This is a genomic window from Streptomyces sp. AA1529 (assembly GCF_000280905.1).
In the GTDB taxonomy this organism is placed as follows: domain Bacteria; phylum Actinomycetota; class Actinomycetes; order Streptomycetales; family Streptomycetaceae; genus Streptomyces.
On record NZ_ALAP01000094.1, the window covers coordinates 63,753 to 82,018 of the forward strand.

Annotated in this window: 14 protein-coding genes; 10 read left to right on the top strand and 4 right to left on the bottom strand. The window is 72.3% G+C overall.

Translation table 11 applies throughout. From position 1 onward, the window contains the following. Positions 1-14: 14 nt before the first annotated feature. Positions 15-842, bottom strand: a complete 828-nt coding sequence (locus A949_RS0127745) for a helix-turn-helix domain-containing protein (RefSeq protein WP_019359321.1) — start codon at positions 840-842, stop codon at positions 15-17. On the opposite strand from A949_RS0127745, the gene A949_RS0127750 reads away from it, so the two are divergent. After that, positions 841-1,236 (top strand): 4a-hydroxytetrahydrobiopterin dehydratase, encoded by a 396-nt coding sequence (locus tag A949_RS0127750; protein WP_019359322.1) that lies wholly within the window; start codon positions 841-843, stop codon positions 1,234-1,236. The two genes, A949_RS0127745 and A949_RS0127750, sit on opposite strands and share 2 nt — an antisense overlap. 33 nt (positions 1,237-1,269) lie before the next feature. Here the strand turns inward: A949_RS0127750 and A949_RS0127755 are convergent, their stop codons facing one another. Continuing rightward, positions 1,270-2,109, bottom strand: coding sequence for an aldo/keto reductase (locus A949_RS0127755; RefSeq protein WP_019359323.1), 840 nt, complete (start codon positions 2,107-2,109; stop codon positions 1,270-1,272). A gap of 136 nt (positions 2,110-2,245) precedes the next feature. Next, on the bottom strand, positions 2,246-4,072 hold the full coding sequence (locus A949_RS0127760; protein WP_019359324.1) for an AMP-dependent synthetase/ligase: 1,827 nt from the start codon (positions 4,070-4,072) through the stop codon (positions 2,246-2,248). A gap of 368 nt (positions 4,073-4,440) precedes the next feature. Here A949_RS0127760 and A949_RS0127765 point away from each other — a divergent pair, with 368 nt between their 5' ends. Next, a complete protein-coding gene (locus tag A949_RS0127765; RefSeq protein WP_026005094.1) occupies positions 4,441-5,466 on the top strand; it encodes a bile acid:sodium symporter family protein in 1,026 nt (341 codons plus the stop codon). A 72-nt stretch (positions 5,467-5,538) separates the two neighbouring features. On the opposite strand, the gene fdhD is transcribed toward A949_RS0127765, so the two are convergent. Next, positions 5,539-6,426 carry a formate dehydrogenase accessory sulfurtransferase FdhD gene (gene fdhD / locus A949_RS0127770; RefSeq protein ID WP_019359326.1) on the bottom strand — a complete coding sequence of 296 codons (888 nt, stop codon included), beginning with the start codon at positions 6,424-6,426 and terminating at the stop codon, positions 5,539-5,541. 200 nt (positions 6,427-6,626) lie between these two features. Between fdhD and A949_RS0127775 the strand changes: the two genes are divergently transcribed. From A949_RS0127775 to A949_RS0127810, 8 genes are all read left to right on the top strand, one after another. Further along, the gene (locus A949_RS0127775) at positions 6,627-7,808 is read left to right on the top strand and encodes an ROK family transcriptional regulator (protein WP_019359327.1); all 1,182 of its coding nucleotides are present in this window, start codon (positions 6,627-6,629) and stop codon (positions 7,806-7,808) included. 165 nt (positions 7,809-7,973) lie between these two features. After that, positions 7,974-9,476 (top strand): sugar ABC transporter ATP-binding protein, encoded by a 1,503-nt coding sequence (locus tag A949_RS0127780; protein WP_037707906.1) that lies wholly within the window; start codon positions 7,974-7,976, stop codon positions 9,474-9,476. Positions 9,477-9,603: 127 nt separating this feature from the next. Next, positions 9,604-10,614 carry an ABC transporter permease gene (locus A949_RS0127785; RefSeq protein ID WP_026005095.1) on the top strand — a complete coding sequence of 337 codons (1,011 nt, stop codon included), beginning with the start codon at positions 9,604-9,606 and terminating at the stop codon, positions 10,612-10,614. Continuing rightward, complete coding sequence (locus A949_RS0127790) at positions 10,611-11,696, top strand: substrate-binding domain-containing protein (RefSeq protein ID WP_051019661.1); 1,086 nt, start codon at positions 10,611-10,613, stop codon at positions 11,694-11,696. The genes A949_RS0127785 and A949_RS0127790 overlap by 4 nt, the downstream gene beginning before the upstream one ends. 124 nt (positions 11,697-11,820) lie before the next feature. Continuing rightward, positions 11,821-13,035: a Gfo/Idh/MocA family protein gene (locus A949_RS0127795; RefSeq protein ID WP_019359331.1), complete on the top strand. Its 1,215-nt coding sequence runs from the start codon at positions 11,821-11,823 to the stop codon at positions 13,033-13,035. 9 nt (positions 13,036-13,044) lie between these two features. Beyond that, a complete protein-coding gene (locus tag A949_RS0127800) occupies positions 13,045-14,043 on the top strand; it encodes a sugar phosphate isomerase/epimerase family protein (RefSeq protein WP_019359332.1) in 999 nt (332 codons plus the stop codon). A gap of 285 nt (positions 14,044-14,328) precedes the next feature. Next, a complete protein-coding gene (locus tag A949_RS0127805) occupies positions 14,329-16,791 on the top strand; it encodes a PQQ-dependent sugar dehydrogenase (RefSeq protein ID WP_019359333.1) in 2,463 nt (820 codons plus the stop codon). A 13-nt stretch (positions 16,792-16,804) separates the two neighbouring features. After that, positions 16,805-18,172 carry a ThuA domain-containing protein gene (locus A949_RS0127810; RefSeq protein WP_019359334.1) on the top strand — a complete coding sequence of 456 codons (1,368 nt, stop codon included), beginning with the start codon at positions 16,805-16,807 and terminating at the stop codon, positions 18,170-18,172. The last annotated feature ends 94 nt before the right edge of the window (positions 18,173-18,266 follow it).

Consider the following 18,266-nt stretch of genomic DNA (forward strand, 5'->3'; position numbering starts at 1 on the left):
AACGCTAGCGGATCTCACCCGGTGCCGTGCAGTGCCTTGGCCGTCGCCGGGTCGGCCGGGAGGAAGGTCTCCACGGCGAGTTCCGAGACGGTCACGTCCAGCGGGGTGTTGAAGGTGGCGATGGTGGACAGGAACGAGAGGGTCTGCCCCCCGTGCTCGATGACCAGGGGCAGCGCGAACTGCGGCTGGTCCCCGGGCACGGGAGCCGCCGCGTCGCCGGGGGCCGCGGCGTCCGCGCCCGGCACCGGGTAGGCGGCGACCTCGTCGTGCAGGGCCCGCAGCGCGGGGGAGCGGTGCAGGGCGAGTTGCCGGCTCATCTGGTCCAGCAGGTGGCCCCGCCACTCGGCGAGGTTGCGGATGCGGGGCGCGAGCCCTTCGGGGTGCAGGGTGATCCGCATGGCGTTCAGCGGGGGTTCCAGCAGGTGCGGGGCGACCCCCTCCAGCAGTGCGGCCAGACCGGTGTTGGCGGCCACCACCGTGTAGCAGCCGTCGAGCACCAGCGCGGGGTAGGGCTGGTAGGCGGCGACCATCCGCTCCAGCGCGCCGCGCACCTGCTGGAGGGCCGGGTCGTCCAGCGGGGTCGCGGCGAAGGCCGGTGCGAAGCCGGCGGACAGCAGCAGCGTGTTGCGTTCGCGTACCGGGACGTCCAGGGTGGCCGCCAGCTTGAGGACCATCTCGCGGCTGGGCGCGGTGCGCCCGGTCTCGATGAAGCTGATGTGGCGCGCGGAGGAGTCGGCGCGCAGTGCCAGTTCGAGCTGGCTGAGCGCCGCGCGTTCGCGCCACCCGCGCAGCAGCGTCCCGACGGAGGGCGCGTCGGGGTGCGTCCCGGACAGAAGCGTCATGGACCAGACGGTAACCGACGCCGCGTGGCAGGCTGGGGCCCCGGACCGCCGTCCGGCCGGCCCGCAGCCGATCGAGGAAGGGACCCTCATGGCGCCCCAGCCGCTGACCCCCGAGGAGACCGAGCAGGCGCTGGCCGGTCTTCCGCACTGGACGACCGACGGCGACAGCGTCTCGCGCAGCTACTCCCTGCCGGGGCACCTCCCCGCGGCGGCGATGGCGATGCACATCGCGGCGCTGCAGGAGGAGCTCGACCACCATTCGGAGCTGACGCTGGGCTACAACGCGCTCTCGGTCACCGTCAACACGCACAGTGCCGGCGGGCGGATCACCGAGCTGGACATCGCCCTGGCCCGGCGGATCGAGGGGATCGCGCCGGGCCACGGGGCGAGCTGAGGGCCGGCGCCGCGGCGCCGCCCCCGGTGGGTGTCAGTCGCCGGTCCAGTTCATGGTGTCCGGGTCGGGACCGATCCGGGTGTCGGTGTTGAGTTCCGCGATCCGGGCCATCTCCTCGCCGCTCAGCTCGAAGTCGAAGAGGTCGATGTTCTCCCGGACCCGGGACGGGGTGACCGACTTGGGGATCACCACGTTGCCGAGCTGGAGGTGCCAGCGCAGCACCACCTGCGCGACGGTCTTGCGGTGCCGCTCGGCGATCCCGCCCAGCGTCGGGTCGTCGAGCAGGTCACCGCCCTGGCCGAGCGGCGACCAGGCCTCGGTGACGATGTGGTGGTCGGCGTGGAAGGCCCGGGGCACCGACTGCTGCAGCCGGGGGTGCAGCTCGATCTGGTTGACGGCCGGGACGGTGCCGCCGAGCTGGAGGATCCGGTTGAGGTGGGCCGGCTGGAAGTTGGAGACGCCGATGGCGCGGGCGCGCCCGTCGGCGTGGATCTTCTCGAAGGCCCGCCAGGTCTCCTCGTACCTGTCGACCTCCGGCATCGGCCAGTGGATCAGGTACAGGTCGACGAAGTCCAGGCCGAGCTTGGCCAGGGAGGCGTCGAAGGCGCGCAGGGTCGTGTCGTACCCCTGGTCGGCGTTCCACAGCTTGGTGGTGACGAACACCTCGTCGCGGGGCAGGCCGGAGGCGGTCAGCGCGCGGCCGACTCCCTCCTCGTTCTCGTACGCTGCCGCGGTGTCGATGCTGCGGTAGCCGGACTCCAGCGCCGTGGTCACCGCCGTGGCCGCCTCGTCGGCGGGCACCTGCCAGACGCCGAAGCCGAGCTGCGGCATCGTGACGCCGTTGTTGAGCGTGATGGTGGGAACGTTGCTCACGCGTGGGTCCTTACGTTCAGTGTTGTGCGTGCGTTGCTTCGCTGTCGGCGTTTGTTCCGCCCCCGGGTTCAGCGAGCGACGCCGGACATCTATTCCGTGTCGAACACGCATTCGTCCATGTGCGGTACCGGGCCGGTCAGCCCCGGTACAGCGCCTCGATCTCCGCGGCGCAGGCCGCCTCGATCGCGGCGCGCCGCAGCTTCAGCGACGGGGTCAGCAGTCCGTCCTCCTCGGTGAAGGGCGCCGCGAGGATGCGGAACGTGCGGATCGACTCCGCCTGGGACACCTGGGTGTTCGCGGCGACCACCGCCCTGCGCATCTCCGTCTCCAAGTCCTCGTCCCGCAGCAGGTCCGCGGGGTCCGTCTCGGGCTTCTGGCGCATCGCGAGCCAGTGCTGCACCGCCTCCTCGTCGAGCGTGAGGAGCGCGGAGACGTACGGCCGGTCGTTCCCCAGCACGATGCACTGCCCGACGAGCGGATGCTCGCGGACGCGGTCCTCCAACGGGCCGGGTGAGACGCTCTTGCCGCTGGAGGTCACCAGGATCTCCTTCTTGCGGCCGGTGATCGTCAGATAGCCGTCCTCGTCCAGGAGGCCCAGATCGCCGGTGGCGAACCAGCCGCCGCGCAGGGTGCCCTGGGTGGCACGCGCGTTGTTCAGATAGCCGCCGAAGATCTGACCGCCACTGACCAGGATCTCACCGTCCTCGGCGATCCGCACGGTGGTGCCGGGCACCGGCTGCCCGACGGTGCCGAAGCGGGGGCGTTCGGGCGGGTTGGCGACGGCGGCGGCCGTCGTCTCGGTCAGCCCGTACCCCTCGAAGATCCGCATTCCGGCGCCGTCGAAGAACAGGCCCAGCCGCCGCTCCATGGCCGAGCCGCCCGACATGGCGTACCGGCAGCGGCCGCCCATGGCCTCCCGCAGCTTGGTGTAGACGAACTTGTCGTAGAACTGGTGCTGCATCCGCAGCGAGGCGCCGGGGCCGGGGCCGGTGCCGAACGCCTTGTGCTCGACGGCCTCGGCGTACCGGACGGCCACCTCCACGGCCTTCTCGAACGGGCCGAGCCGCCCCTCGGACTCGGCCTTGCGGCGCGCGCTCGCGAAGATCTTCTCGAACAGGTGGGGGACCGCCTGGATGAAGGTGGGGCGGAACGCCGCCAGGTCGGGCAGCAGCGCCCGCGCCGTCATCTCCGGCTGGTGCCCCACCTTGAGCCCGGCCCGCACCGCCGCGACCTCCACCATCCGGCCGAAGACGTGGGCCAGCGGCAGGAACAGCAGCAGGGAGCCCTGCTCCCCGGCTTTGGCGCTGAAGACCCGGTCGTACCGGGCGATGATGTTGTCGGTCTCGGCCATCAGGTTGGCATGCGTGATCACACAGCCTTTGGGGCGGCCGGTGGTCCCGGAGGTGTAGATGACGGTGGCGACCGTGTCCGGGGTGAGCGCGAGCCGGTGCCGGTGGACGACCTCGTCCTCGAGGTGCGCCCCCGCGGCGATCAGCTCCCGCACCGCTCCGGAGTCGAACTGCCACAGCTTCTTGAGCCGCGGCAGCCTGTCGACGACCGAACCGATGGTCATCGCGTGGTCCTCGTGCTCGACCACGGCGGCCGTCACCTCGGCGTCGTACAGCATCCAGGCGACCTGTTCGGCCGAGGAGGTCGGGTAGACGGGCACCGACTGGGCGCCGAGTGTCCACAGCGCGAAGTCCAGCAGCGTCCACTCGTAGCGCGTACGCGACATCAGCGCCACGCGGTCGCCGAACCGGACGCCCTGGGCCAGCAGACCCTTCGCGACCGCCATGACCTCGTCCCGGAACGCCGCCGCCGACACGTCCTGCCAGTCGCCGTCCCGGCCCTTGCGGGCGAGCAGCGGCAGGTGGGGGGTCCGCTCGGCGTGCGCGAAGACGGCATCGGCCACTCCGCCGACCTGGGGCGTGGTCGTCAGGGCCGGAACGGTGAACTCGCGCAAAGGCTCTGCTCCTCGACTGCGCGGTACCAGGTGGCACCGCGCCAGGACCGTATCCGATGGCGGGCCGTGATCGGCAGGGGTGTCGATGCAGGTCAGTCGGTCAATTGGGACAGTTCGACGACCTCCTCGCGGATGCCCGCGAGGCCGTTTCCCCGCCCGCCGGTTTTCTGCACCGAATATTCGCGAGCGAACCGGAGCGTTTGCGAAAGGTGCGGGTCACCGGGGGTTGGTGTGACGAGAGGGGAGCGGTGTCCCGAGCGGCCCGGAGGTGTGCTCGCAGGGCGCTCCCCCTCCGGGGCCGGCTGAGGGCCGCCGGACGCCCCGGGTACCGCGGAAGACCGATTCCGCAGATCGGTATGTTGGTCGGCATGCGCCGCATCGCCCGCTTCCTGGACCCCTTCGTCCTGCTGCTGGTGGCCACCGTGCTGGTCGCCGTCCTGCTGCCCGCGTCGGGCGGGGTCGCGCACGGGTTCAGCTGGGCCACCAAGGCAGCCGTCGGCCTGCTCTTCTTCCTCTACGGAGCGCGGCTGTCCACCCGCGAGGCGGTGGACGGGCTCCGCCACTGGCGGCTGCACCTGGCCGTCGTGGCGTGCACCTTCGTCGTCTTCCCGCTGCTGGGGCTCGCCTCCCGCGGGCTCGTCCCCTACCTGCTCACCCCGCAGCTCCAGGAGGGGCTGCTCTTCCTCTGCCTCGTCCCCTCCACCATCCAGTCCTCGATCGCCTTCACCGCGCTGGCCCGCGGCAACGTGCCGGCCGCCATCTGCGCGGGCACCTATTCCAGCCTGCTCGGCATGCTCGCCACCCCGCTGCTGGCCGCCTGGCTCATCGGCGGCCGGGCCGCGCTCTCCGCCGACGGCCTGCTCGGCATCGCCGCCCAACTGCTGGCGCCCTTCCTCGCGGGGCAACTGCTCCGCCGCCGCCTGGTCGGCTTCCTGACCCGGCACAAGCGCGCGCTGGGGTATGTGGACCGCTCCTCGGTGCTGCTCGTCGTCTACACCGCCTTCAGTCAGGGCATGACCGAGGGCGTGTGGAGCGCGGTCAGCCCCGCCCGGCTCCCGGCCCTGCTCGGCGTGGAAGCCGTACTGCTGGCCGCCATGCTGGGACTGACCTGGTTCGGCGCCCGGAGGCTGGGCTTCGAGCGGGCCGACCGCCTCACCATCTGCTTCGCGGGCTCCAAGAAGTCCCTGGCCGCCGGACTGCCCATGGCCAGCGTGCTCTTCGGCGCCGAGGCGAGCGTCGCGGTGCTGCCGCTGATGCTCTTCCATCAGATGCAACTGCTGGTCTGCGCCTACCTGGCGCGGCGGTGGGCCCGGGAGCCGTCCGCTCCGGACCCCGGTCCGGAACCGGAACCCGAGCAGGACGCCGCGCCCGGCCCGCGCGCGGTCCGCAGCTGAGCGGTCCGCAGCCGAAGGGCGGCCGCTCGCCCCGGGGACGGTTCCTCGCAGACGGAGAGACGGGCAGACGACTCAGTCGGCGCCCGCGGTCGGCTCGGCCGACGAGGCCGCCTCGGCCGACGCGGCCGGCAGTGCCAGCCGGTGCGACCCCGCGTAGATGTTCATCGAGGAGCCGCGCAGGAAACCGACCAGGGTCAGCCCCGCCTCCTCCGCCAGGTCGACGGCGAGGGACGACGGTGCCGAGACGGCCGCCAGCACCGGGATGCCCGCCATCACCGCCTTCTGTGCCAGTTCGAACGAGGCACGCCCGGAGACCATCAGCAGCGCGTCGCGCAGCGGGAGCGCGCCGTCCCGCGTCGCGCGGCCCACCACCTTGTCCACGGCGTTGTGCCGTCCCACGTCCTCGCGTACGTCGAGGAGTTCACCGGTGGCCGAGAACAGCGCCGCCGCGTGCAGCCCGCCTGTGCGGTCGAACACCCGCTGGGCGGCGCGCAGCCGGTCCGGGAGCCGGGCCAGCAGCCCGGTGCCGACGCCGTGCGGACGCTCGCGGTCCAGTTCCCAGCGCGCCGTGGTGCGGACCGCGTCCAGGCTGGCCTTGCCGCACAGTCCGCAGGAGGACGTGGTGTAGACGTTGCGCTCCAGCCCGGCGATGTCGGGTGCGGGGACGTGCGGGGCGAGGCGTACGTCGACCGTGTTGTAGGTGCGGGCGCCGTCCTCGTCGCGGGCTTCACCGCAGTAGGAGATCCCGGCGATGTCCCCGGCCGCGCCGACGACTCCCTCGCTGACCAGGAATCCGGTCGCCAGCGCGAAGTCGTCGCCGGGGGTGCGCATGGTGACCGCCAGTGGTCTGCCGCCGAGCCGGATCTCCAGCGGTTCCTCGGTGACGAGGGTGTCCGGACGTGTGCTGACCGCCCCCTCCCGGACGCGTACGACGGGGCGTCGTGCGGTGACCCTGCCCATGGTGTCCTCACCTCTCCTGGTCGCTCCGACCCTAAGGCAGCCGGCGGGCTGCCGCGGGGACGCTCTTTGTCCATTCCCGGGAAGAAGTCGCACTGGTTTGTGCAGAACTTCTTTCCAACTCCGGCTGCCGCTGCTACGTTCCCCGTACTTTCCCGGACACGACGCCGACACGTACGGCTGGAGGGGCAGCGGTGAGGCGCATGACTGCACGGCCCGCGAACGCGCACCAGGCGCGGCTGCTCCGCCTGCTGCGTGACGGCGGCCCGCGGTCCCGCGCCGAACTCGGGGACCGGGTCGACCTGTCCCGCTCCAAGCTGGCCGTCGAGGTCGACCGGCTGCTGGAGACGGGGCTGGTCGTCGCGGACGGCCTCGCCGCCTCCCGGGGCGGGCGCCGTTCGCACAACATCCGGCTGGCGCCCGGCCTCCGCTTTCTCGGGGTCGACATCGGCGCCACCTCCGTCGACGTCGCGGTCACCAACCCGGAACTGGAGGTCCTGGGTCACCTCAACCAGCCCATGGACGTCCGTGAAGGCCCGGTGGCGGTCTTCGACCAGGTGCTGGCGATGGTGGCCAAGCTGCGCGACAGCGGGGTCGCCGACGGGTTCGACGGCGCGGGCATCGGCGTTCCCGGGCCCGTACGGTTCCCGGAGGGCACCCCCGTCGCACCGCCGATCATGCCCGGGTGGGACGGCTTCCCGGTCCGGGAGGCGCTCAGTCAGGAACTGGGCTGCCCCGTGATGGTCGACAACGACGTGAACCTGATGGCGACCGGCGAGATGCAGGCGGGGGTCGCACGCTCGGTGCGGGACTTCTTCTGCGTCAAGATCGGCACCGGGATCGGCTGCGGAGTGGTCGTCGGAGGCGAGGTGCACCGCGGAACCACCGGCAGCGCGGGCGACATCGGGCACATCCAGGTCGAACCCGACGGCCGCCAGTGCGCCTGCGGCAACCGTGGCTGCCTGGAGGCGTACTTCGGCGGCGCCGCCCTCGCCCGGGACGCCGAGGAGGCGGCCCGGGAGGGCCGGTCGCCCGAACTGGCCCGGCTGCTGGCCGAGAAGGGCCGGCTCGACGCGTCCGACGTCGCCATCGCCGCCTCCGCGGGGGACGGCACCTCGCTCGATCTCATCCGGGACGGCGGCGCCCGGGTGGGCCAGGTCATCGCGAGCCTGGTCAGCTTCTTCAACCCCGGCCTGGTGGTCATCGGCGGCGGTGTCACCGGGCTCGGCCACACCCTGCTGGCCAGCATCCGCACCCAGGTCTACCGCCAGTCGCTGCCGCTGGCGACCGGCAACCTCCCGATCGTCCTGGGCGAGCTGGGACAGGTCGCGGGCGTCACCGGCGCCGCCCGGCTCACCAGCGACCACCTGTTCTCGCCCGCGTAACCCCTGGTCCCGGCCCCCCGACACCGCACGCACCGCCTCCCGGCCCCGGCCGCGAAGTCCCCCGGCCCGTACGACGCACAGCGCAGCGCACCGCACCGCAACCGATCGACGGCACCGCTCCTGCACCGCGAACTCCCGTACGACCCCCTGGGACGGAGGTCCTGCATGCCCCTGTTGACGATGTCCGGAATCACCAAATCGTTCCCCGGTGTCCGTGCGCTGGACGGTGTCGACCTCGATGTCGAGGAAGGCGAGGTGCACTGCCTGCTCGGCCAGAACGGGGCGGGCAAGTCCACCCTCATCAAGGTGCTCGCGGGCGCCCACCAGCCCGACGGCGGCGAGATCGCCTGGCGGGGCGAGCGGGTCCGGCTGCCCACCCCGGTCTCCGCCATGCGGCTGGGCATCGCCACCATCTACCAGGAACTCGACCTGGTGGAGCACGTGTCGGTGGCGGAGAACGTCTTCCTCGGCCACGAGATCGCCACCCACGGCCTGGTCCGCGCCCGCGCCGCGCGGGCGCGGACGGCGGAACTGCTGGCCCGGCTCGGGCACCCCGAGATCGACCCGGCCGCGCCCGTGGGCTCCCTCTCCGCCGCCGGAGCGCAGATCGTGTCCATGGCCCGTGCCCTCTCGCACGACGTGCGGCTGATCGTGATGGACGAGCCGTCGGCGGCGCTCGACCCCGACGAGGTCGACAACCTCTTCCGGATCGTCGGCGATCTGACGGCCGACGGCGTCGCCGTCGTCTACATCTCCCACCGGCTGGAGGAGATCCGCCGCATCGGGGACCGGGTCTCCGTCCTCAAGGACGGCCGCGTCGCCGCCCGCGACCTGCCGGCCCGCAGCACACCCACCGACGAACTGGTCGCCAGGATGACGGGCCGGGACGCACGACAGGTCTTCCCGCGGCGCTCGGCGCAGGACGCGCCCCGCGCCGAGCCGGTACTGGTCGCCGAAGGGCTGGCGCGGGCAGGCGAGTTCGAGCCGCTCGACCTGGAACTGCGGCCCGGCGAGATCGTCGGCCTGGCCGGGCTGGTGGGCTCGGGCCGCTCGGAGGTGCTGGAGACGCTCTACGGGGCGCGCCGCCCCACCGCGGGACGCGTCCTGGTGGACGGCAGGCCGCTGCGTCCGGGCAGCATCCCCGCCGCCGTGCGCGCCGGGCTGGGACTGGCGCCCGAGGAACGCAAGTCCCAGGCGCTGCTGATGCTGGAGTCGGTCACCCGCAACGTCTCCGTCTCCTCGCTGCGCCGCTTCTCCCGCGGCGGCTGGCTGGACCGGGCCCGGGAGGGTGCCGAGGCCCGCAGACGCACCCGTGAGCTGGCGCTCAGCCCGGACGACCCCGAACGGCCGGTACGCACCTTCTCCGGCGGCAACCAGCAGAAGGCGGTGCTGGCCCGCTGGCTGCTGCGCGGCTGCCGGGTGCTGCTGCTGGACGAGCCGACCCGCGGCGTCGACGTCGGTGCCCGCGCCGAGTTGTACGCCGTCATCCGGCGGCTCGCCGACTCCGGGGTGTGCGTACTGCTCGTCTCCAGCGAGCTGCCCGAGGTCCTCGGCCTCGCCGACCGGGTGCTGGTGCTGCGCGAGGGCCGGGTGGTGCATGCGGCCCCCTCGCACGAACTGGACGAGCACCGGGTGCTGGACCTCGTGATGGAAGGCACCCCGGAATGAGCGGCGCCCCCCGCACCTCCCGGCCGCTGCCGGGGTGCGGCCGCGGGCCGCGCGGCCGCACCCGCCCTCCGGCGGCGGCGCCCGTGCATCCACCCACCGGCCTCCGTCCCCTCAGAGGTGACCCGTCATGAACTCACCAGCAACCGCGACCAGTGAGCCCGATACGCCCGCACCCCCGGCGGACCGGCCACCTGCCGTCCGCCGCCTCCCGCTCGACGTGCGCCACCTCTCGCTCATCGGGGTGCTGGTCGCGCTCGCCGTCGTCGGGGCGATCACCAAACCCGACGAGTTCCTGGCGGCCGAGAACCTCCGCCTCGTCCTCACCCAGGCGTCCGTCATCGGCGTGGTCACCGTCGGCGTGACCTTCGTGATCATCGGCGGCGGCATCGACCTGTCGGTCGGCGCCATCGTCGCGCTCGCCTCGGTGTGGGCGACGACGCTGGCCACCCAGGACTTCGGCCTCGGCGGAATGCTGCTGTGCAGTGTGCTGGTCGGCGTCGGCTGCGGACTCGTCAACGGGTTGCTGGTCGCCTACGGGCCGATGGTGCCCTTCATCGCCACCCTCGCCATGCTCGCCTCGGCCCGGGGGCTGGCACTGCAGATCAGTGATGGCAGGACGCAGGTCGTCACCGTCGACGCCGTGCTCGACCTGGGCGTCAAGGACTCCTATGTGCTGGGCGTCCCGCCCATCGTCATGGTGTTCGCGCTCGTCTGCGTGCTCGGCTGGCTGCTGCTCAACCGCACCACCTTCGGGCGCCGCACGGTGGCCGTCGGCGGCAACCCGGAAGCCTCCCGGCTGGCCGGCATCGCCGTGCGACGGCAACGGCTGCTGCTCTATCTGCTCTCCGGACTGTGCTGCGGAATCGCCGCGTTCATGCTCGTCATCCTCACCGGCTCGGGCCAGAACACCAACGGCAACCTCTACGAACTCGACGCCATCGCAGCCGCGATCATCGGCGGCACGCTGCTCAGCGGCGGTCGCGGCACGATCCTCGGCTCGGTGCTCGGCGTCCTGGTCTTCACCACCATCACCAACCTGTTCGCCCTCAACAACCTCCAGACGGACATCCAGCAGATCGCCAAGGGCGCGATCATCGTCGCGGCCGTCCTGGTCCAGAAGGGTCGTTCCACGCCATGAACATCAGACCACGCACCCCTGACACGCCACCCGAGTCCCGCCTCCCGGCCACCAGCCGCCGCAGCATGCTCTTCGGCACCGCGGCGGCCGGAGCCGCGCTCCTCGCCACCGGCTGCACCAGCAACGAGAACAACGACGACGCGGACACGGACTCGGCGGGCGCCGAGGTCGCCGACGACAAGCCCGGCAAGAAGGTCACCATCGGGTTCGCCGGTCCGCAGGCCGACCACGGCTGGCTCAACGCCATCACCACCCAGGCGAAGAAGCGCGCCGGGAAGTACGAGGACGTCACCCTGGAGGCCACCGAGGGCTCCAACGACAACGCCACCCAGGTGGGTCAGGTCGAGACGCTCATCAACAAGAAGGTCGACGTGCTCGTCGTGCTGCCCGCCGACGGCAAGGCCCTCACCCAGGTCGGCCTCAAGGCCATGCGGGCCGGTATCCCCGTCGTCAATCTCGACCGCGTCTTCTCCTCGCAGCAGGCGTACCGCTGCTGGATCGGCGGCGACAACTACGGCATGGGCCTCAACGCCGGGCACTACATCGGCGAACAGCTCAAGGACAAGAAGAGCGCCAAGGTCGTGGAGCTGGCCGGGATCGACAACCTGGAGCTGACCCGGCAGCGCACCAAGGGGTTCGACGACGCGCTGGAGAACTACCCCAACATCAAGAAGGTCGCCCGGCAGGCCGCCGAGTTCACCGTCGAGTCCGGGCAGCAGAAGATGTCCGAACTCCTGCAGGCCCAGCAGAGCTTCGACGCGCTGTGGAACCACGACGACGACCAGGGCGTCGGCGCCGAACGCGCCATCAAGCAGGCCGGCCGGGACGAGTTCTTCATGGTCGGCGGCGCCGGGTCCAAGCGCGTGATGCAGGCCATCAAGGACGGTGACAGCGTCATCAGGGCCACCGTCCTCTACCCGCCCACCATGGCCGCCTCCGCCATCGACCTGGCCCGCGCCCTCGGCCAGGGCAAGGGCATCGCGGGCATGGCCGAATACGAGATCCCCGCCCAGGTCACCCTCTACTCCGCGGTGGTGACCGAGAAGAACGTCGAGGAGTACCTCCCGATCGGCTTCACCTGACAGCCCGGGCGGGCGGCCCCCTCCGGGGGGACCGCCCGCCGCACCGTCCGGAACGCTGACGCAGATCCGGGGGCACCTCCCGGCCCGGGGCCGGAGCAGGAGCCTCTCCAGAGGGAGGACCTCGATGCCGTACGACAGCACCGCGCCCGCCACCGCGCCGCCCCTGGGCGTGGGCATGGTCGGCTACGCCTTCATGGGCCAGGCGCACTCGCAGGGCTGGCGCACCGTGGGGCGGGTCTTCGACCTGCCGCTGCGGCCCGCGCTGGCCGCCGTGTGCGGCCGCGACCCGGCGGCCGTGCGCACCGCGGCCGAGCGGCTGGGCTGGGCCGCCGCCGAGACCGACTGGCGGGCGCTGATCGCCCGTCCGGACGTCCAGCTCGTCGACATCTGCACACCCGGCGACAGCCACGCCGAGATCGCCATCGCCGCGCTGGCGGCGGGCAAGCACGTGCTGTGCGAGAAGCCGCTGGCCAACACGGTCGAGGAGGCCGAGGCCATGGCCTCGGCGGCGCGCGCGGCCCGGGAGCGCGGCCAGGTCGCCATGGTCGGCTTCAACTACCGCCGCACGCCCGCGCTGGCGCTCGCGCGCCGCATGGTGGCGGACGGCAGACTGGGGGAGCTGCGGCACGTGCGGGTCTGCTACCTCCAGGACTGGCTGGTCGACCCCGCCTTCCCGTTGGCCTGGCGGCTGCGCCGGGAGGCGGCGGGTTCCGGGGCCCTCGGCGACCTGGGGGCGCACGCCGTCGACCTCGCCCAGCATCTGGCCGGCGCTCCGCTGGCCGGGGTCTCCGCGCAGACCGAGACGTTCGTCCGGGAGCGCCCGCTGCGGGAGGGCGAGCCGGACGGAGAGCGGGGCCCGGTCACCGTGGACGACGCCGCGGTCTTCACCGGCAGGCTCGGCTCCGGGGCGCTGGCCTCCTTCGAGGTCACCCGGGTCGCCGCGGGGCGCAAGAACGCGCTGCGCGTCGAGCTGAACGGCACCCTCGGTTCCCTCGCCTTCGACCTGGAGCGCCTCAACGAGCTGGAGTTCCACGACCACACCCAGCCCGCGGGGGAAGCCGGATTCCGCCGCATCCTGGTCACCGAGCAGGACCATCCCTACCTGGAGGCGTGGTGGCCGCCCGGCCACGGCCTCGGCTACGAGCACACCTTCACCCACCAGGCCCGCGATCTGGTGCACGCCATCGCGACGGGCACCCCGCCGGCCCCCTCCTTCGACGACGGGCTCCAGGTCCAGCGGGTGCTGGCCGCCGTCGAGGAGAGCGCCGGGCGGGACTGCGTCTACACACCGGTCCAGCACGAGGCATCCGCGGCCGGGGCGGCCGCGGCAACCGCCTAGGAGGTCACCGTGGCACGAAAGTTCACCCTCTTCACCGGGCAGTGGGCCGATCTGCCGCTGGAGGAGGTCTGCCGCCTCGCCCGCGACTTCGGCTACGACGGCCTGGAACTGGCCTGCTGGGGCGACCACTTCGAGGTCGACAAGGCGCTGCACGAGCCCGGATACGTGGACGGCAGGCGGCGCCTGCTGGACAAGTACGGCCTGGAGTGCTGGGCGGTCTCCAACCACCTCACCGGGCAGGCCGTCTGCGACCACCCCATCGACGAGCGCCACCGCGCCATCGTCGCCCCGCGCATCTGGGGCGACGGCGACCCCGAGGGGGTGCGCCGCAGGGCCGCCGAGGAGATGAAGGACACCGCGCGGGCCGCCGCGGCGCTCGGCGTGCGCACCGTCGTGGGCTTCACCGGCTCCTCCATCTGGCATCTGGTGGCCATGTTCCCGCCGACGCCCCCGGAGATGGTCGACCGCGGCTACGCGGACTTCGCCGAGCGGTGGAACCCGATCCTGGACGTCTTCGACGCCGAGGGCGTGCGGTTCGCGCACGAGGTGCACCCCAGCGAGATCGCCTACGACTACTGGACCACCCAGCGCGCCCTGGAGGCGGTCGAGCACCGGGCCGCCTTCGGACTGAACTTCGACCCCTCGCACTTCGTGTGGCAGGACCTGGATCCGGCCGGGTTCCTCTACGACTACCGGGACCGGATCTACCACGTCGACTGCAAGGAGGCCCGGCGCCGGCTGGACGGCCGCAACGGCCGGCTCGGCTCGCATCTGCCGTGGGGCGATCCACGCCGGGGCTGGGACTTCGTCTCGGCCGGGCACGGCGACGTCGCCTGGGAGGACGTCTTCCGGATGCTGCGCGCCATCGGCTACGAGGGGCCGGTGTCCGTCGAGTGGGAGGACGCCGGGATGGACCGGCTCGCAGGCGCTCCGGAGGCGCTGGCGCGGCTGCGGGCCTTCGACTACGAACCGCCGACTGCCTCGTTCGACTCGGCGTTCGGCAACTGACCGCCCGCTCGGCGCCGCTGCGGGGCCGCGGGCACCGTTCTCGGTGCCCCGGCTCCGCGCTGCGCGCTTCCGCCTCGGTGCGGTCGCGCGGGGTCCTCGCGTGCTCCCGGGTCTTTGTCCTGCGCGTGGACAAAACTACCGGGTATGCGTGTCAAAGGGGTTCCCGCTCCGGATAAACGCCGCTACCGTCCTTGAGGCGTACGGGACAACAGCGCGCCCCCTCCAGTGCAGCGCGGGCGCAGCGCACGGCACCAGTCAACCCACCCCCACCAGGGAGGATCCGCTGTGCACACTCGACCTCGCGGACAACGATGTCTCCGCACCCGCGTAGCCGCACTCGTCGGCGCCCTCCTGCTCACCGGCGCGACCGCCGTCGCCGCCCAGGCCGCCGACGCACCCGCCACCTCCGCCCCGGACAAGGCCGCCCAGCCCGCCGCCGGCGACTTCCAGCAGGTGACCCTCGCCAAAGGCGTGGCCGAGATGGGCGAGCCCATGACGATGGCCGTGCTGCCCGACCGCTCCGTACTGCACACCTCACGCGACGGCACCCTGCGGCTCACCGACGCGCAGGGCAACACGAAGACCGCCGGCCGTCTCGACGTCTACAACCACGACGAAGAGGGCCTCCAGGGCGTCGGAGTCGACCCGCGCTTCACCAAGAACCACTTCGTCTACCTCTACTACGCGCCGCCGCTCGACACCCCCGAGGGCGACGCCCCCGACACCGGCACCGCCGCCGACTTCGAGAAGTTCGCCGGCGTCAACCGGCTCTCCCGGTTCGTCCTGCGCCCCGACGGCACCCTGGACGAGTCCAGCGAGCGCAAGGTCCTCGACGTCCCCGCCGACCGGGGCACCTGCTGCCACGTGGGCGGCGACATCGCCTTCGACTCCAAGGGCAACCTGCTCCTGTCCACCGGCGACGACTCCAATCCCTTCCAGTCGGACGGCTACACCCCCATCGACGAGCGCGCCGACCGCAACCCCGCCTTCGACGCGCAGCGCTCCGCCGGCAACACCGACGACCTGCGCGGCAAGATCCTCCGCATCAAGGTCCGCAAGGACGGCTCCTACAAGATTCCCCGCGGCAACCTCTTCCGGCCGGGCACCGCGAAGACCCGGCCCGAGATCTATGCGATGGGCTTCCGCAACCCCTTCCGGATGACCGTCGACAAGAAGACCGACACCGTCTACGTCGGCGACTACGGACCGGACGCGGGCACCGCCGATCCGCAGCGCGGCCCCGCGGGCCAGGTCGAGTTCGCCCGCGTCACCGGCCCGGGCAACTACGGCTGGCCGTACTGCACCGGCAAGAACGACGCCTACACGGACTACGACTTCGCCACCGGCACCTCCGGCGAGAAATTCGACTGCGCCGCGCCGCGCAACACCTCGCCCCACAACACCGGACGCACCCGGCTCCCCGCGGCCCAGCCGGCGTGGATCCCCTACGACGGCGACTCCGTCCCCGAGTTCGGCGACGGCTCCGAGTCCCCGATGGGCGGCCCCGTCTACCGCTACGACCCCCACTCCGACTCCCCGGTGGCCTTCCCCCGCGAGTACGACGGCGACTTCTTCGCCGGCGAGTTCGGCCGCCGCTGGATCAAGCGCGTCGAGCAGGACCGCGACGGCGGCGACGTGCGGATCAACGACTTCCCGTGGTCCGGTACCCAGGTCATGGACATGGACTTCGGCCCCGACGGCGCGCTCTACGTCCTCGACTACGGCACCGGCTACTTCAACGGCGACGAGAACTCCGCCCTCTACCGCATCGAGAACGCCACCGACGGGCACAGCCCCGTCGTCGAGGCGAGCAGCGACATCAGCGACGGCCAGGCCCCGCTCACCGTCTCCTTCTCCGCCGAGGCCACCGACCAGGACGGTGACACGACCGAACTGAGCTGGGACTTCGGCGACGGCGCGACCTCCGACGAGGCCGAGCCGACCCACACCTACGAGACGAACGGCACCTACAGCGCGACCGTCACCGCCGAGGACCCCTCCGGCCGTACCGGCTCCGCCAGCGTGCACATCACCGTCGGCAACACCGCGCCCCAGGTCGAACTGAAGCTCCCCGCCGACGGGCAGCCCTTCTCCTTCGGCGACGAGATCCCCTTCGAGGTGCAGGTCACCGACCCCGAGGAGGAGCAGATCGACTGCTCCCGGGTCGAGGTCGCCTACATCCTCGGCCACGACAGCCACGGCCACCCCCTCACCTCCGCCAAGGGCTGCAAGGGCACCATCAAGACCCTCGCCGACGGGGAACACGACCCGAACGCCGACATCTTCGGCGTCTTCGACGCCTCCTACACCGACAACGGCGCCAACGGACAACCCCCGCTCACCAGCCACGGGCAGAGCATCCTGCAGCCCAAGCACCGCCAGGCCGAGCACTTCACCAGCGCGGCGGACGGCGTCAGCACCGGCGAGGCCGCCGGAGCCGAGGGCGGCAAGGCCGTCACCGGGGCGCGGGACGGCCAGTGGATCGCCTACGAGCCGTACGCGCCCGCCGACGTCACCCAGCTCACCGCGCGGGTGGCCGGCACCGCGGACGCGGCGCTCGAAGTCCGCGCCGACGGCCCCGACGGACCACTGCTGGGCACCGCGCAGGTCTCCGCCTCGGACGGCTGGACCGAGGTGAGCGCCGACCTCAGCGGCGTCCCCGAGGACGCGGGCGCGCTCTGCCTCGTCTTCACCGGAGGCGACGGGGCGCTCTACGACCTGGACAGCTTCACCGTCACCACCGGCTGAACGGAGGACGCGCATGAACCGGGCATCCACCCCTCGCGCCCGCCTCGCCCTGGCAGCCGGTGCGCTGATGGCCGGCGCGCTCGCCGCGCCGAGCCAGGCCGCGCAGCACCCCGGCGGGCACGAGCACGCGGCCGGCAGCGTGCTGGTCTTCTCCAAGACCGCCGGATACCGCCACGACTCCATCCCCGACGGCATCGCCGCCGTGCGGGAACTCGGCGCCGAGCACGGCTTCACCGTCGACGCCACCGAGAACGCCGCCGCCTTCACCCCGAGGAAGCTGGCCCGGTACGACGCCGTCGTCTTCCTCTCGACGACGGGCGACGTGCTCAACCCGCGCCAACAGGCGGCCTTCGAGGAGTACATCGGCGACGGCGGCGGCTACGTGGGCGTGCACGCCGCGGCCGACACCGAGTACGACTGGGAGTGGTACGGCGGGCTCGCGGGCGCCTACTTCGCGTCCCACCCGGCGATCCAGCCCGCCACGGTGCGGATCGAGGACCGCGCCCACCCCGCCACCGCGCACCTGGGCGCGGACTGGGAGCGCACCGACGAGTGGTACAACTACCGCTCCGATCCGCGCGAACACGCCCGCATCCTGGCGTCCCTGGACGAGGACTCCTACACCGGCGGCACGATGGGCGAGGAGCACCCGCTGGCCTGGTGTCAGGAGTACGCGGGCGGCCGCGCCTTCTACACCGGCGCCGGGCACACCCGGGAGTCCTATGCCGACCCCGCCTTCCGCGCGCACCTGCTGGGCGGCATCCGGTACGCCACCGGCGCGGTACGGGCCGACTGCCGTCCGGAGACCGGCTACACGGCACTGTACGAGGGAACCGGCGACGGTCCCGGAACCGAGGAGTGGCGGCAGGCCGGTCCCGGTTCGTTCGAGGAGAGCGCCGACGGCACCCTCACCACCCGCGGCGGGATGGGCCTGCTGTGGTACGCCGCCCGCTCCTACGGCTCCTACTCGCTCAAGCTCGACTGGCGGATGGCCAGTGCCGACGGGGACGACAACTCCGGTGTCTTCGTCGGCTTCCCCGCCTCCGACGACCCCTGGTCGGCCGTGGACCGCGGCTACGAGATCCAGATCGACGCCACCGACGCCGACGACCGGACCACCGGGGCGGTCTACGGCTTCCAGTCGGCCGACCTCGCGGCACGGGACGCCGCACTGAATCCGCCGGGGGAGTGGAACACCTACGAGATCCGGGTCGAGGGCGAGCGACTGCGCGTCCTCCTCAACGGTGTACTGATCAACGACTTCACCAACACCGACCCGGCCCGGAGCCTCACTGACGGATATGTGGGTCTGCAGAACCACGGGGAGGGGGACGAGGTCGCCTTCCGCGACGTGCGCATCCGCGCGTCGGCACCCCGCTGACCCCGCTGACCCCACCGGCCGCCCGGCCGTCCCGCCGCCCGGTCCCTCCGGACCCGGGCGGCGGGACGGCCCGGACCTCCACCCGGGCCCGTCC

Bases quoted from the DNA above. Each gene is read 5' to 3' on its own strand.
- A949_RS0127750 (WP_019359322.1), top strand. From the start codon at position 841: ATGGACCAGACGGTAACCGACGCCGCGTGGCAGGCTGGGGCCCCGGAC.
- A949_RS0127745 (WP_019359321.1), bottom strand. From the start codon at position 842: ATGACGCTTCTGTCCGGGACGCACCCCGACGCGCCCTCCGTCGGGACG.
- A949_RS0127765 (WP_026005094.1), top strand. From the start codon at position 4,441: ATGCGCCGCATCGCCCGCTTCCTGGACCCCTTCGTCCTGCTGCTGGTG.
- fdhD (WP_019359326.1), bottom strand. From the start codon at position 6,426: ATGGGCAGGGTCACCGCACGACGCCCCGTCGTACGCGTCCGGGAGGGG.
- A949_RS0127775 (WP_019359327.1), top strand. From the start codon at position 6,627: ATGACTGCACGGCCCGCGAACGCGCACCAGGCGCGGCTGCTCCGCCTG.
- A949_RS0127780 (WP_037707906.1), top strand. From the start codon at position 7,974: ATGCCCCTGTTGACGATGTCCGGAATCACCAAATCGTTCCCCGGTGTC.
- A949_RS0127785 (WP_026005095.1), top strand. From the start codon at position 9,604: ATGAACTCACCAGCAACCGCGACCAGTGAGCCCGATACGCCCGCACCC.
- A949_RS0127790 (WP_051019661.1), top strand. From the start codon at position 10,611: ATGAACATCAGACCACGCACCCCTGACACGCCACCCGAGTCCCGCCTC.
- A949_RS0127795 (WP_019359331.1), top strand. From the start codon at position 11,821: ATGCCGTACGACAGCACCGCGCCCGCCACCGCGCCGCCCCTGGGCGTG.
- A949_RS0127810 (WP_019359334.1), top strand. From the start codon at position 16,805: ATGAACCGGGCATCCACCCCTCGCGCCCGCCTCGCCCTGGCAGCCGGT.